Source organism: Burkholderia gladioli (genome assembly GCF_000959725.1).
GTDB lineage: Bacteria > Pseudomonadota > Gammaproteobacteria > Burkholderiales > Burkholderiaceae > Burkholderia > Burkholderia gladioli.
On the sequence record NZ_CP009322.1, the window covers coordinates 3,554,707 to 3,568,795 of the forward strand.

At 70.3% G+C, this 14,089-nt stretch carries 11 protein-coding genes; 2 read left to right on the forward strand and 9 right to left on the reverse strand.

All coding sequences use genetic code 11. The features are described from left to right. Positions 1-6: 6 nt before the first annotated feature. Positions 7-189, reverse strand: a complete 183-nt coding sequence (locus BM43_RS15290; RefSeq protein ID WP_025097459.1) for a hypothetical protein — start codon at positions 187-189, stop codon at positions 7-9. 282 nt (positions 190-471) lie between these two features. After that, positions 472-906, reverse strand: a complete 435-nt coding sequence (locus BM43_RS40475; protein WP_144417669.1) for a hypothetical protein — start codon at positions 904-906, stop codon at positions 472-474. A 287-nt stretch (positions 907-1,193) separates the two neighbouring features. On the opposite strand from BM43_RS40475, the gene BM43_RS15295 reads away from it, so the two are divergent. Then, positions 1,194-2,315: an iron-containing redox enzyme family protein gene (locus tag BM43_RS15295; RefSeq protein ID WP_036054871.1), complete on the forward strand. Its 1,122-nt coding sequence runs from the start codon at positions 1,194-1,196 to the stop codon at positions 2,313-2,315. Positions 2,316-2,406: 91 nt separating this feature from the next. Here the strand turns inward: BM43_RS15295 and BM43_RS15300 are convergent, their stop codons facing one another. The 4 genes from BM43_RS15300 to BM43_RS15315 all read right to left on the reverse strand — a co-directional run bounded on the left by BM43_RS15300 (position 2,407) and on the right by BM43_RS15315 (position 6,023). Next, a complete protein-coding gene (locus BM43_RS15300; protein WP_036054870.1) occupies positions 2,407-3,000 on the reverse strand; it encodes a TetR/AcrR family transcriptional regulator in 594 nt (197 codons plus the stop codon). Positions 3,001-3,315: 315 nt separating this feature from the next. Further along, a complete protein-coding gene (locus tag BM43_RS15305; protein WP_036054869.1) occupies positions 3,316-4,116 on the reverse strand; it encodes an SDR family NAD(P)-dependent oxidoreductase in 801 nt (266 codons plus the stop codon). 137 nt (positions 4,117-4,253) lie between these two features. Further along, entirely contained in the window at positions 4,254-4,742 is a 489-nt protein-coding gene (locus tag BM43_RS15310; protein WP_036054866.1) for a low affinity iron permease family protein, read from the reverse strand. Positions 4,743-4,874: 132 nt separating this feature from the next. Then, positions 4,875-6,023, reverse strand: a complete 1,149-nt coding sequence (locus tag BM43_RS15315; protein ID WP_036054864.1) for a GGDEF domain-containing protein — start codon at positions 6,021-6,023, stop codon at positions 4,875-4,877. 443 nt (positions 6,024-6,466) lie between these two features. On the opposite strand from BM43_RS15315, the gene BM43_RS15320 reads away from it, so the two are divergent. After that, complete coding sequence (locus BM43_RS15320) at positions 6,467-7,396, forward strand: LysR substrate-binding domain-containing protein (RefSeq protein WP_036054860.1); 930 nt, start codon at positions 6,467-6,469, stop codon at positions 7,394-7,396. Positions 7,397-7,421: 25 nt separating this feature from the next. Here BM43_RS15320 and BM43_RS15325 read toward each other — a convergent pair whose 3' ends face one another. The 3 genes from BM43_RS15325 to BM43_RS15335 form a co-directional block, all read right to left on the reverse strand. Then, on the reverse strand, positions 7,422-8,009 hold the full coding sequence (locus BM43_RS15325; RefSeq protein WP_036054859.1) for a pyridoxamine 5'-phosphate oxidase family protein: 588 nt from the start codon (positions 8,007-8,009) through the stop codon (positions 7,422-7,424). A gap of 117 nt (positions 8,010-8,126) precedes the next feature. Further along, entirely contained in the window at positions 8,127-9,773 is a 1,647-nt protein-coding gene (locus tag BM43_RS15330) for a hypothetical protein (protein ID WP_036054856.1), read from the reverse strand. A 197-nt stretch (positions 9,774-9,970) separates the two neighbouring features. Beyond that, positions 9,971-14,062: a hypothetical protein gene (locus BM43_RS15335; protein WP_036054853.1), complete on the reverse strand. Its 4,092-nt coding sequence runs from the start codon at positions 14,060-14,062 to the stop codon at positions 9,971-9,973. Between the last annotated feature and the right edge of the window lie 27 nt (positions 14,063-14,089).

Genomic DNA, 14,089 nt, shown 5'->3' on the forward strand with positions numbered 1-14,089 from the left:
CCGGGTTCAGAAGGGACGGCCTTCGATCTGCTCGTAGACGGGATTGCCGTTCTCGTCCTCGTAGCGATAGAGGTAATTGCGCGCGCCGCACAGCGGGCAGCGGAACAGGTCGCCCTGTCCTTCGTCCTTGATGACGACGTCGGCGAGCTCCCACGGCGTGCCGCAGCTCTGGTTTCTACAAGTGAACAAGGTCTTCTCCAACGGGATGCGATGGCGCTCCGGACCAGCGGGGCCGCGGGCGCCGCGCGACGGCGGCCTGCGGCATCCGGGCGACGGCGCGGATGCGGGCGGCCGTGGCGAGGACGGGGCGTCGATGCGCGGGTGAGATTGAGGGCGATCGGCGGATCGCGCGTGCCGCGATTTTAACGGATGCGCGACCGCCAGGCTTTCGATTCCGAAAGCCTGGCGCCGGTCAAGCGGTTTGCATGGGCGCCGGATGATACCGCCCACCCTATTGTATGGAGAACATTCTCAAGGTATTCTCTGCGCCGATACAGACCTGTCTTGCTTAATCGGCGGCTTCAACTGATATGGAATCGATTCCCGCCGTGGAGATATCGAATCTTTCGACAGGCAATCGAAAGCGAGCAGGATGCAGGACCCGAACTCCAGGCGCATGGCGCCAGGGGGCTGGCGGAACAACGAGAGAACCTGAGAGAAACGGCGCTGGGGCAAGAGCCGGATTCTCGCCGCGACGGACGACGGACGCGGCGGATCCCGGCTCGGCAGGTGGCCCGGCCGGCGCGCTGCGGCGCGCACACCACCGAGCAAAGGCAAAGCGATCGTGGACACGCGCTCGCGCTTTTCATCAAAGCCGCAATTGCGGCTTTTCTTTTTTCCATCGCCCGAATGCCGCGAGGTATTCCGATTTTCCTGAATTCCGGCAATCGCGCCATTGGCCGTCATTGAATAAAAAATGATACCGGCGGTATCGTTTTTCCATCGGGAGCGTCAGTGCCGCGATTGATTCGAATCTCATGATGATACCGGCGGTATCGTTGTCAGGCGGCCCTGGCGTACTGGAAAGCGGGTTCGATCGCAAGCGGATTTCTTGATCCCACGGGATAAACCCGTGTGCATCACTCACTGTCATTTCGTTTATGTAGAATGCACGCGCGTATGTTTACTTTTTCGACGACAGGCGTCGAGGGACATAAGGCACAACGAATCATCAGGACAGCATGCGACACGAAATGGCAGCGACGGCTCAGGACCTCCCGTTCCGCGCGTTCGAGCGCGAGACGGCCGACTCAACGCGGATCGACGCGGTGCTGGACGAAGCGTCGATGCTGAGCCTGCCCGCCGCCGTGGCGCTGCTGTGCGATTCGGATGCGTTCGACGACTGGCCCGACGCCACGCCCGAGAGCGGCGAGCGCTTTCTCGCCGCGGTGCGCGCCACGCTGTCGCGAGCCTTCGGCGCGCGCGACCCCGAGGCGCTCGCCGAGGCGCACCAGGCGCTGTTCCAGCTCTACGACCTGCACGTGGCCGACGGCACCGATCCGCGCGCGCGTCACCAGTTCAATCCGCTGCTGACGCAGGCACGGGCACTGATCGAGCGGGCCTGGCTGCGCAGCGAGCGCGAGCGGCTCGGCCTGGGCACGGCGCCCACCGCGAGCGCCGAGGTGGTCAGCGCCCTGAAGGCCCTGTGGTCCGGCCATCGCGCGGCCGCGCATCCGCTGTTCGATTTCCTCGAGACCGAAGCGAGCCGCGAGCAGATCGTCGCCTTCTTCCGTAGCGACAGCGCGTTGAACATCCGCTTCTTCGACCTGCTGCTGTATTCGCTGATCGGTTCGCGTGTCGAGGTGCGCAAGGAGCTGGTGCAGAACCTGTGGGACGAATCGGGCCGCGGCAACCCCACGCTGAGCCATGTCAGCCTGTTCCGCCAGTTGCTCGACGTGGTCGGCGTCGGCCAGGCCGAGGACAACCATGCCAGCCAGCTCCAGGTGGAGGGCCATGCCGGCTACAACCTGTTCATGCTGACCAGCCTGAACCGCGCCCATTACTTCAAGCTGCTCGGCGTGATGGCGATGACCGAGCTGCTCGATCCGTCCCACTACGAAAAGCTGGTGCGCGGCTGCCGGCGCGTCGGTTTCGGCGGCGCCGGGGAGCTGGGGTATTACGAGGAACATGTGACGATCGACATCGTCCACGCGGAAGGCTGGCTGGCGGACGTGATCGTGCCGGTGGTCGAGCAGACGCCGGCGGTCGGCGACGACATCATCTTCGGGGCCGCGCTGCGCCTGGCGAGCTGCGAGGCCTATTTCGACGCGCTGCATGCCAGGCTGGCCGCGCTCGAACCCGCCGCGCTCGCCTGAGACGGGCTTGAGGCGGCAAGCAGAATAATGGAGCCTGAGAGAACCGCGCCCGCGCGTCGGCCTGGCCCGGCGCGCGGCGGCGCGACCTTGCTCAGTTGAGCGTGGCGGTTTCCCGGTGCTGGGGCGTCAGCCGGTAGGCGGCGATCAGCCGCTCGGCCGCTTCCCAGGCTTCGCCGGCGGCGTGATCGCGATCGCCGCTGGTGGCGGCGATGATCGCGCCATCGAGGATCATCACGATCTGCCGCGCCAGCGGCTCGACCATCGCGGACGGCACCAGGTCCTGCAGCAGCCCCTGCACGAAGCTGCGCAGGCCCTGTTTCTGCGAGATCGAGATGCGCACGATGTCGCCCGAATCCTCGTGGAACTCCGACAGCGCGCCCACGAACATGCAGCCCGAGAAGTCGTGCGAGGTGAACCAGCGGTGGTGCCAGTCGAACAACTCGTGCAACTGTTCCTCGGACGACTGCCGCGTGGCGATCGAGTCTGCCATCGACTGCAGGGCCGAGCGGGCCCGCTGCGACAGCACCTCGGAGATGAGGTCGTTCTTGGTGGCGAAATGGCGGAACAGGGTCATTTTGGCGACGCCCGATTCCTTGATGATGCGATCGATCCCCACCGCGTGATAGCCGTTTTCGGCGAACAGGCGGGTAGCGGTATCGACGATGCTCTGCTTCTTGGTGCTCATGCGTCCGACTTCCTTAGGCCACCCGGAATGGCGGACCCTCCCGGAAATCGGGAGCCGCATGCCGCCGTCGCACCGCTCGGCGGGGCCGGAACGGGGAATCGGGTGTGACGCATAGATTACCTTGAACCGGCCAGGTTTCGCTTGCCGTGGCGCGTTCGCGACGCCGCGTCGCGCGTTACGGCGTGTTGTTTCGTGTCGCAAGCGCGTGTTTCGCGCCGGGCGGCCGCGGATGCACCGCCGGGGTGCGCGATTGGACCGCCGGTTCGGGCGTGACGACGGGGCGCGATCCTTCGACGGATCGCGCCCCGTCTGTTTTCAGGCGGCGTTCCGGTAACGCGGCGCGGCCGAGTTCGTCGACAACTGGCCCGACATCGTGCGGCGCGCGCTTTCGTAGGCCAGCCAGGCACCCTCGTCATGCAGCGGCGGAATCGTCACCAGCTCTCCGCGATCGAAGCCGACCAGGGCCGCGTCCACCATCTCGGCGGCCGGCATCACGATGCCCGGGTCCAGATGCTCGATCGGCAGGCCGCCGGTGGCCCAGAAATCGGTGGCGGTCGCGCCGGGCAGCACGGCCTGCACGCGCACGCCCTTGGCGGCCAGCTCGTGATGCAGCGACTGGCTGAAGGCGAGCACGAAGGCCTTGGTGCCGCCATATACGCCGTTCAGCACTTCCGGCGCGATCCCGACGATCGAGGCGATATTGATCACGGCGCCGCCGCCGCGCGCCACGAAGCCGGGCACGGCCGCGTAGGTCAGGCGCGTGAGCGCCGTCACGTTCAGCTCGATCATGCTCGTCATGCGCTCGACGTCGCTGTCGAGCAGCGGCGTGTGGGTGCCGATGCCGGCGTTGTTGACCAGCAGGCTCAGGCCGGCATCCTCGCGCAGCCGCGCCTCGACCCGCGCGAGCTCGGCGCGGTCGTTGAGATCGGCGGCCATCACTTCGACGCCGACCTGCGTCTCGTCGCTCAGGCGCTTGGCCAGCGCGTCGAGCCGGTCGCGCTGGCGGGCCACCAGCACCAGGTCGTAGCCGCGGTGCGCGAGGCGTTCCGCGTAGAGGGCGCCGATGCCGGACGAGGCGCCGGTGACGAGGGCGGTGCCGGGGCGGGATGAGGTCATGGTCATTCTCCAGAGGCTTGCTGCGTTTCGGGGGAGGTTCGTCGTCGAACCGGTGTACGCATTCTGGCAAGCTTCCGTCTTGTCTCAAATGACGTAGATAGACATGATTCGTGCCATGCCCCCGACGCGACTTTTCCTCAGCCTCGTCGCGGGCCGTCCCGATCGTTTTTGTCGTCCTTGTCGCTGTCGTCCCTGTCGTCCTTGTCGTCCCGGTCGGTCTCGACGAAGGGCGAATCCGTGTCCGGGCGGCCCTCGCGTAGCGCCTTGCGTGCCCGCTCGGCCAGCCGCTCGTAGTGGCGGCGGAAGCGCTCGAGGTCGTGCTCGTCGAGTTCCTCCAGGTCGAGCAGGGCATTGTGGGCGCCGTCGCACGCGCGGATCAGCTCGTCGAGCTTGATCTGCATGGCCGCGGTATCGCGGTTCTGGGTGTTCTGGATCAGGAACACCATCAGGAAGGTGACGATGGTGGTGGAGGTGTTGATCACCAGTTGCCAGGTGTCGCTGAAGTGGAACAGCGGGCCGGAGACGGCCCAGATCAGCACCAGCGCGACCGCCAGGATGAAAGTGGCCGGGCGGCCGGTGGTGGTGGAGAGAAAGCTGGAGAACCGCGAGAACCATTGCGTGCGCATCGTCGCCTCCGTTCTGGATCGGGAGTGTCGATGATGGCACAGCGCGGCCGATCGCCTGGCCGCCCGCTCGAGGCGGGTTCGCGGCGCAACGGACGGGCAACCCGGCCGGACGAATCGCCGGTGGCGCGGCGCTCAGCCGTTCGCCTGGGTGCCCTCGGGCGCGTCGCCCTTCTTGTTGCGCTTGGCGTCGTACATCGCCGCGTCGGCGATGCGCAGCAGCGAATCGATATCGGTGTCCTCGCCCGACACGGAGGCGATGCCCACGCTCGCGCCGACGCTGGCCGTGATGCCGGGCGCCAGCTCGAAGGGCCGGGCGATCTCGCGGGCGATGGCGTGGGCGAAGTCGCGCGGCGTGTCGTAGTCGCGGCAGGTGTCGACGATCACGAACTCGTCGCCGCCGATGCGCGCCACCAGCGCCTCCGGACCAGCCAGCCGCATCAGCCGCTCGGCCACCTGCACCAGCAGGGTGTCGCCGGTCTCGTGGCCGTGCGCGTCGTTGACCGGCTTGAAGCCGTCCAGGTCGAGATAGAGCAGGGTCATGCCGGCGTGGATCCGGGCCCGCGCGTTGCCGTTGGCGGCATTGAACAGGCCGGCCCGGTTGAGCAGGCCGGTCAGCATGTCGTGGCGCGCGCGATGGCTGTTCTCGCGCTCGGCCTTCATGGTCGAGATCAGCAGCGCGTTGAGGCGGCGCGCGGCCCCGCTCATCGCGAACAGGTAGAAGGGGATCTGCACCAGGGTGAGCAGCAGCACCTTCTCGCCCGAGATCAGCGCGCCCAGCGCGCAGGGGCCGAGCGAGAGCACGATCATCACCGCCACCAGGCGCGGCGCCGCGAAGTTGCGGAAGCAGATGCCGCCCACCATCGCGGCGGCCGACAGGAAGGACAGCGTGGCCGCCACCCAGTCGCCGCTGATCGCGCTGATGAAGGCGCCATAGCCCACCGAGGCGCCCCATAGCGGTGCCAGGCTCAGGTAGAAATCGGTGGGCGTCGGGCGGTGCTGCAGCGCGCGTCGGCGCGAGACGATCAGCACCACGAAGCGGATCGCGCAGATCAGGATCTCGCCGAACAGCCAGATGCGGAACAGCGTGGTGGGGTGGCGGGTCTCCAGGGCCCAGGCCACGGCGATGGTGTTGAAGACGCCGCCGAAGAAGATCGGCAGCGTGCCGAACAGGGTGCCGACCAGCGCGACGCGTATCTCGTGCGGCGTGTCCCGGCCAGGCTCGGCCAGCCACGTTGCCAGCCGGCCGCGGGGCAACGAGTAAACTTCGGTCCTGCTCTGCACGTGACGGTCCTTCGTCGAGTCGCGCCCAGCTTGTGGACGGCGGGCGGCGCTATTGGGATTGGGCAGGCGACTGCGGCGAACTGCGTGACCGGCCGAACGCTTCGCGTGCGGTCATGCCGTCGGGCCCCGCCGTCCGCGGGTGCTGGACGGTTCCGACGCGCGCGCCGGCGCGATGCGCCAAGCCTGCGTGGTGGCGCACTGGGCGCCGCCTGCAAGTCTACCAGTCCTGGGCAGACGAAAAGCGCCTGTTTTAGCGCGCAATCGTGGCGAAAGCGTGTCCGCGCCGACGCTCAGGACGGCGAAGCGCGTGAGCGCGGCGGCCCGGCGGTGCGATCGCAGCGGCGTGCCCGCCGCGAGGCGCCGGCGCCGATCGCGCGCGCGGCGCTAGAATGCCCGCTTCGTCCCGCAGATCGCCGCCGCCCGCCGGGCCCGGCGTTTCCCGTATGACCCGCATCCCGAAACATCGCCGCCTGCCGCCGCTCAACGCCCTGCGTGCCTTCGAGGCGGCCGCGCGCCACCTCAATTTCCGGCTCGCCGCCGAGGAGATCGGCGTGACGCAGGGCGCGGTCGCGCAGCAGGTGCGGCACCTCGAGGATGTGCTGCAGCGCCCGCTGTTCGACCGGCTGCCGCGCGGGCTGGCTTTGACGGCCGACGGTCGCGCCTATTTCCCGGCGGTCCAGCGCGCCTTCGCGATCGTTGCGGACGCAACCGATACGCTGAGCCGGCGCCCGTCCACGCTGAGCATCAGCACCGCGCCCTCGTTCGCCTCGAAATGGCTGATCCCGCGGCTCGCCCAGTTGCGCGAATCGCAGCCGGCGCTGGAGGTGCGCGTGATCGCCGACGAGAAGCTGGCGAGCTTTCGCGGCGACGGCGTCGACATCGCGATCCGGCTCGGCAAGCCGCCGTTCGGCAAGGGGCTGGCGGCCGAGCTGCTGTTTCCGCTCGAGGTGTTCGCGGTGGCCGCGCCCTCGCTGCTGGCGGCGCGGCCCGTGCGCCGCGTCGACGAGCTGGCCGGCCAGGTGCTGCTGCACGACGCGCACGATCTGTGGCCCGAGTTCCTGGAGGCGCTGCGCGCCGGGCCGGCCGTCGATCCGGCCAAGGGGCCGCGCTTCAACCAGTCCTCGCTGGCCATCGACGCGGCGATCGACGGCCAGGGCATCGCGCTGACCAGCGAGCCGCTGGTCGAGCGCGACATCGCCGCCGGCCGCTTGCGGCGCGTGCTCGATTTCTCGTTTCCCCTGTCGCTCGGTTTTTATGTCGTGCATCCGCAGGGCGCGGCCGACAGCGGACCGCTGCGGGACTTGCGCGACTGGCTGTTCTCGCAGCGCGACCACGAGCGCGCCAGCCAGGGCAGCGACGCGCTGCGGATCTGAGGCGCCCGGCGCGTCGGCCTCGGCCTCAGGGCGCGATCCAGTTGCCTTGCCAGCCCGCCGGCTCGCGCACGAAGCGCGCGCGGCGATGGCCGTCGGCGGCCAGGTCGAGCCAGTCGATCGCCTCGGCGCGCAGCTCGATCACGGCGAAGTTCGCGAAGCCGTCGAGCGTGTCATCGGCTGCGGCGGCGGAAGAGGCGGAAGCAGGATGTGCATCGGCTGGCGCGGCGACGGGCGTGCCCGGCGGCAGCGGCGCGCGATAGAGGATCAGCGTGCGCGGCCGGCTCGCCTGCCAGATCGCCAGGCGCCGGGCCTCGTCGGCCAGCACGCTCGCCGTGCCTTCGACGCGGATCTGCAGCCCGCCGGCGAGATCGCAGCCGACCAGCGCGGCGCGGCCGTCATGCCGCAATTCGGCCAGCTTGGCCGAGCGCGCATCGGTATGGAACAGCAGCGAACCCTGCCCGGCATCGACGCCGCGCAGCACCACGGTGCGCACCCTGGGCGCGCCGTCGAGCCCGAGCGTGGCCAGTTGCAGCATGGTGAACGGCGAGCGCTCGCGGCCCGCGTTCGCGCCTTCGGCGAGCAGGGTCCAGATACGGGGGAGCAGGTCGGTCATGGCGGGAGGCGGGCGGCGCGCCGGCTGGCGAGGTGCCGAGCACGATAGCGAGCCGCGCCATGGCGGTCAACCGGGCGCGCCACCACCGGGAAGTGGCGGCGCGCCCGCGCCTCGGGTTCAGGTGTTGGCGGGGGCGTTGCGGCGCGTCAGCGCGCCGCCATTGTCGGTCGCCGTGGTGGTGGCGGTGGTCGGCAGGATCGGGCCGCGCGCGGTTTCGCCCGGTGCCGGCTTCCGGATGTTGCCCATCTGCGCGAACGGCACGTACATCAGGCCCAGCAGCATCGCCACGCCGAGATTGTTGACCGCGGTCTGGGTGGCGGGGCTGGCGTGGGTGCTCTTGTCGGCGATGATCTGCGAGAGCAGCGTGGTGGCCGTAAACAGCGTGGCGCGCGCCGGGAAGGCGCCCGTCAGCGTGTCCTTGAAACCCTCCAGCGTCGGCATCTCGATGCCCGCCCGCAGGTCCGGGATGCCGCCCTTCTTGATCGCGTTCGACACCCAGTCGTCGAACACCTCGCCGGCCGTGTTCCAGCCGGCGCGCTCGGCGCCGTGGGCGGTCTGCAGCACTTCGCCGGCCGCGCCCGCGCCCGACGGGCTCGAGGTATAGGACATGCCCATGCCCACGCCGAATTCGTCGACGGTATAGGCGCCGCCCGAGAGAGCCGAATCCTTGACGGTCGGGTCCCTCGATTCGGGGCCGTCGCGATCCTTCGGGTTGAGCTTCACGAATTGCTGCATGCCGTCGCGCATCGCGCAATACAGCACGAAGGCGCCCAGGCTGGCCGAGGCGCCCGCCATGCTGCCGGTGCCGATCGCGGCCATGCCCATCACGCTGCCGATCGCCATCAGCGCGAGGCGCGAGTTGCGGCTGGCATCGGTCTGCACGCCCTTTTCCTTGTCGCGCATCATGCCGGCCACCAGCAAGGCGACCGGCGCCATCGTGAGCAGCAGCCCGACCATGGCCTGGACGTCCTTCGAGGTGTGCTTGTCGTTGAGCACGCCGCCGAGCCCCTGGCCGGCCAACTGGCGCAGGAAGGTCGGGCCGTAGACCGTCGGCAGGCGAACCGCGAGCGAGTGCGCGGCCGAGATGACGCCGCGCTGGCCGCCGTCGACGATGGCTTGGGCGAACTGCACCACGCTCTGCGCCATGGTGCGTTCCTGCTGGGTACGCGGCAAGGGCGCGTTGTCGACGTCGAGCGCCTGGTGCAGGGCCTCCAGCGAGGCGGGCGAGTGCAGCGCGAGCGCCGGCTCGCCGCCGCTCAGGCTGACCAGCGCGTTGTCCATCTGGGTGCGCAGCGCGCCCATGTCCGAGATGTCGACGCTTTCCAGGTCGACCTCGTGATGCGATTCCGTCAGGGTCGTATCGTGGTGCAGGTCCTGGAGGCTGTGCACGCTGCCCGACTCCGAGCCGCCGCCGATCATCGCGCGTTCCTGCTCGGTGGCGCTCGTGAGGGTCTTCTTGATCAGCGGCCGCTTCGGCGGCTGGCGGTTCGTCAGCGGGGAATGCTCGAGCGTGGTGCGCGAGGACGACGCGACCGGCGGCGGCGTGTTGCCGCTTCTCGCGCGGATCGTGGGGCGCGAGGTGCCGGTGCCGAGATCGCTCGGCTGCCGGTTCGACTGCGAGGTGAGCTGCGAGAGGGCATTGTTCGACGCCTGCCGGGTCGGCGGGGGCGGCGTCGGGGTGGTGACCTGCGGGGACGTCGTGGTGGACGTTTCCGGAATGGATGTCGGCGTGCTGCGCCCCGAGGAAATATCGTTGCTCTTCATCTTGGCCCTCTCGTAGGAATGGAAACCGCCAGGGCACGACTCAATCGTGCCGCGGTCCACGATGGGGCAACAGTAGCGAGAAGACGGGCGCGTCGAATCGAAAACACGAAATGAGGTCGTGCATGACGAAGCGCCCCCGCCGAGGCGGGGGCGTGACACACGGCAGCCATCCCGGGCGTGCCGCAGGTCGGGCCGGATCAGGCGCGCGGGGCGGCGGCCGGGGCGGGCGTCTCCTCGAGGGTTTCGCGCGCGTCGAAGAACTCGTCGCCGTCCTCGTCGATATAGGGCGTTTCTGCCTGGGGGGCAGGCGCCGTCGTGTGCGCCGGGGCAGGCACCGGCGCGGCCGTGTCGCGCGTCGGCGTCGGGGGGGCGGCCTCGGCCAGCGCGCCGAACGACTGGAACGCCACGCGCGTGTCCGCCGCCGGGATCGGATCGAGCGCCGTTTCGCGAGGCGGTGGCACGGGAGGGCGCGCCGGCGGCGGTGGCACGGCCGGGCGGCCGCCCAGCGCGCCGAAGTTCTGGAATTCCGTCTGCAATCCCGTCTGCGCCGGCGCCGGCCGGATCGCCTGCGCCTGCGGCTGCGCCGCGCGCGGCGGCCTCGCCGCCGGTTCGAACAGCGCCTCGCGCGCCGGCCGATTCCTGCCGTCGAGCATCGCGCCGATGGTCGGCCGCGTCTGGCGGGCCTGCGCGGTGGTCGGGTCGAGCATCGCCTGCATGCGCTGTTGCATCCGCGGCGGGGTGGGCGGCACCGGCCGGGTCGGCACGGGCGGGCGCTGGCGCGGCAACGCGGCCGGATCCGGCAAAGGCGCAGGCACCGGCGCGGCCGGCTGCGCCGCCGCGAGCCTGGCCTGGTACCGCTCGAGCTTGTCGAGCTGGGCGAAGTCTGCGCTTTCCGAAACGATCTCGTGCTCGCCCGATACCTGGGTGACCGAACTGAGATGGATCGCCGCGTTCAGGCCCACGCGCGTGGTGGTCGCGTTCGACTCCTTGACCTTGAGGTCCGAGGCGATCCACGAGGCCGGATCCGTCATGATCTCGTCGATCTTCCGCGCGGCGGCGGCGCTGGGTTTGCCCATCGCGGCATCGGCGGCGGCCAGCGCGTCGATCTTCCGGGCCGCGTCGTTGCGCAGGCGGAAGCGGTGGAAGTAGGTCTGGTTCGGCGCCGCGTTGCCGCGGATGTCGCCGAGCAGGGTGTCGATCTTCCTGTCCGCCGCCTGGTGGGCCGCATCCCATTGTTCGGGCGTGGCCTGGTCGATGTCGATGCGGTTCTTCTTGAAGTGGTCGAGCGCGTAGAGATCGCGCCAGGCGCCGCGCTGCATGTCCACCGCGTGCGTGAAGGTCTTGGTCGACTTGTACTCGACGTCGATGATGCACGAGCGCGGCATCAGCACGCCGTTGTCGCGCGCGATCTGCACGCGCGACTCGACGCCCGAGTCGCTGAGCGCGAGGTTGGCCGAGGGCGTGTCGAGCGAGCTGACGCCCACGCCGACCGTATGCGGCTTGTGGCCGACCGGCACCGAGCCGCTCAGGCCGCCGGTGAGGCGCGCCACCCATTGCGAGCCGCCACCCGAGCGGTGCTGCTCGATCTGCAGCGAGCCGCCGTCGTCGTGCACCTCGCGCGTGTGGTCGCGCGTCGACGCGTAGCCGACGCCCAGGCCGAAGCCGGCGGTCAGCGGCGAGTGCGGGATGCCGCCGTAGACGCCGACGTCGACCGAGGCGCCGCGCCGGGTGGTGTCGTCGATGCCGTCGGTCCAGCCGACCGAGATGTCCGGATCCTCGATGAACTTGTCGGCGAGCCGGTTCCAGGTGTCGCCGGCGGTGCCGGTCTTCGCCTGGGCCGAGCTCTCGACCAGGTGATCGAACACCGCCGCGTATTTCTTCTCGAGCGTCTTGTCGTCGAAGTTGCTGCCGTCTTCCTTGACGCGGCGCGTCACGCGCAGCGACACCCCGCTCGGCTCGTTGCGCTCGTGCTGGTGCAGCACCGCCTGGGCAGTCACGCCGGCGCGCACGTAGGAGAGCCCGACGTCGAAGTCGTAGCCGACGCGCACCCCGAGCCCCGCCTGCGTGCTGATGCTCTTGGCCGTGCCCATGAAGATCTCGGCGCCGTAGTTGCTGCGCCCCAGCTCGACCATCGCGGTGCGATTGCCGGTGGCGCGCAGGTCCACGCGCGGCGAGAGCGGCACGCCATGCACGTTCAGCAGCTTGCCGACGTTGGCCGACAGCCCGCGCGTGCTGGCGCCGAAGCGGTTGCCGTCCTGCATGCGTAGCCGGGCCCCCGACGGGAGTTCCCTGACCACCTGCGACATCGCCTTGACCACTTCCTGGCGCTGCGGCTTGGCCACCGTGTGCGGCAGGTTCTTGGCGTCGCCGCGCAGCGTGTCGAGCGCGGCGACGAACTCGGCATCCTCGACGTCGGCGCGCTGCGCCCAGTTGGTGATCCGCTCCAGGTTGAACGGCGCCTGGTTCAGCGCGGTGAAGGCCTCGTGCTTCTGCGCCTCCTTGCCGCCCCACGAGGCCGTGTCGGCCAGCAGCTTGTCGCGCGCCTCGGCATCGGCCGGCGAGTCGGACAGGTCGGTCCTGGCGAGATCGTCGCGCAGGCTGTTGGCCTTGGCGACGATCTGTTTCATCTGCGCCGCGTCGGGCTTGCCGGTCGGAAAGCCGCCGTGCTCGAACCAGACGTGCAGCGCGGCCAGCTCGACCAGCGAGTGCGGGGCGTGCGCATGCGCGAGCGTGGCGCGCGGCTGCATCATCGGCTGGTCCATCAGCGCGCCGCGATGCTCGGCCACCGCCTTGAGCGCCTTGAGCTCCTTGGCGATGGTGGGACGCGTGACGTCGGCCGTGCCGCTGCGCAGCGCCGCCACCGGCGAGCGATGCTTGCCGACCGCGCGCGCGGCGAAGGTCTTCCAGCGGTTCTCGGCGGCGCGATCGAGTGTCTTTCCGGTGAACTTGTGCAGGCGCTCGCGCGTCTTCGCCAGCGGCGTGCCGGCGCCGTCCTCGCGGAAGTTCTGGCGCCAGGCGAAGAAGTCGCCCTTCTGCGCCGGCGTCATGTCCCGCACTTCCCCCGTGTTCGCCGCCGCGGCCGCCTCGAAGGCGCGCGCGGCCAGCGTCGGCTCGGCGCCGGGCACCTGCATCCGCTCGCGCACCGCGCCCGGCGCGGGATCGTTGTCGCGCGTGAGCGTGTCGTGCGGGCCCGGGTCGGCGTGGTCGGCCGCCTGCAGCATCACGCGCTGCGCGGCCGTCTTCATCGGCGCCTCGCGCGGGTCGGTGCCGCGCAGCGTGCAGAGCGAGTCGAAACCCTCGTCGCTGCGCGACAGGATGCGCGCCGCCAGCCAGGCCCGCGCGCGCGTGGCGTCCAGCGGTTGCGCGGCGCCGGCCGGCTGCGCGCTGGTGGCGCGGTCCATCTGCGAGAAGTCGAGCGTGCGCATCGCCTCGACGATCGCCTTCGCGTCGGCGGCGTCGTGCGCGCCGGCGCCGCGCAGTGCGATCGCAAGCAGGGCGCCGCGCTGCGTGGCGGGCGCATGTTCGGGCGCGCCCAGCCCGGCGAGCTGCCCGGTCAGCACCGAGCTTTCGCCGCCCTCCACCGGCGGCGCGCCGGCGGGCTCGGGAAACCAGGCCTTGACCAGCCGGTCGAGCGATTCGGGATGCTCGAGCGCGTCCAGGCGCGTGCTGCGCTCGTCGGCGTCCTCGTGATCGTCCTCGGGCACCGCCGGCAGGGCGCCGCCGAGCGCGGCGCCGACTCGCTTGCCGGCCCGGCGGCGCAGCGCCTCGGCGTGCGCGGCCTTGGTATCGGGCGCGTGCCGCTCGACGTCGGTGCGGTACTGCTTGGCGGCGAGCGGGCGATGCGTGCTCGAATACTGGCCGAAGGGCGTGGACAGCTCGGTGGCGGCCGCCTGCACGTGCGCGGCCGCGTTGGCGAACACGCCCGGCGACGGGCCGGTGTCCTGCGTGGCCGGCCTGGGCCGCAGCGTCCTCAGGCGATCGGTGTTCTGCTGGCGCCGCGCGACATCCGCATCGGGATGGGCGGCGGCGCGGTTCTCGGTCCGATTGGCGGTCCGATTGGCGGCCCGATTGGCGGCGTGCTCGGGCTGCGGAGGCGGCGCGGGACGCTGGGGCGGTGCCGCGTCGTTGCGCGCGCGCGGGGCCGGCAGCGGCGCGCCCGGTTGCGCGGCCGGAGTGGGCACCGCGTGCGTGATGCCGGGCACGCCTCGCGCATCGCCCCGCGGCTTGGCATCGGCCGTGCCGCTACCACCGATACCGAGACGGGCGAGGACAGGCTTGAACGACGGCATTGGGGCTCCGGGAACGCATGCGAGCCT

Bases quoted from the DNA above. Each gene is read 5' to 3' on its own strand.
- BM43_RS40475 (WP_144417669.1), bottom strand. From the start codon at position 906: ATGACGGCCAATGGCGCGATTGCCGGAATTCAGGAAAATCGGAATACC.
- BM43_RS15295 (WP_036054871.1), top strand. From the start codon at position 1,194: ATGGCAGCGACGGCTCAGGACCTCCCGTTCCGCGCGTTCGAGCGCGAG.
- BM43_RS15300 (WP_036054870.1), bottom strand. From the start codon at position 3,000: ATGAGCACCAAGAAGCAGAGCATCGTCGATACCGCTACCCGCCTGTTC.
- BM43_RS15305 (WP_036054869.1), bottom strand. From the start codon at position 4,116: ATGACCTCATCCCGCCCCGGCACCGCCCTCGTCACCGGCGCCTCGTCC.
- BM43_RS15310 (WP_036054866.1), bottom strand. From the start codon at position 4,742: ATGCGCACGCAATGGTTCTCGCGGTTCTCCAGCTTTCTCTCCACCACC.
- BM43_RS15320 (WP_036054860.1), top strand. From the start codon at position 6,467: ATGACCCGCATCCCGAAACATCGCCGCCTGCCGCCGCTCAACGCCCTG.
- BM43_RS15325 (WP_036054859.1), bottom strand. From the start codon at position 8,009: ATGACCGACCTGCTCCCCCGTATCTGGACCCTGCTCGCCGAAGGCGCG.
- BM43_RS15330 (WP_036054856.1), bottom strand. From the start codon at position 9,773: ATGAAGAGCAACGATATTTCCTCGGGGCGCAGCACGCCGACATCCATT.
- BM43_RS15335 (WP_036054853.1), bottom strand. From the start codon at position 14,062: ATGCCGTCGTTCAAGCCTGTCCTCGCCCGTCTCGGTATCGGTGGTAGC.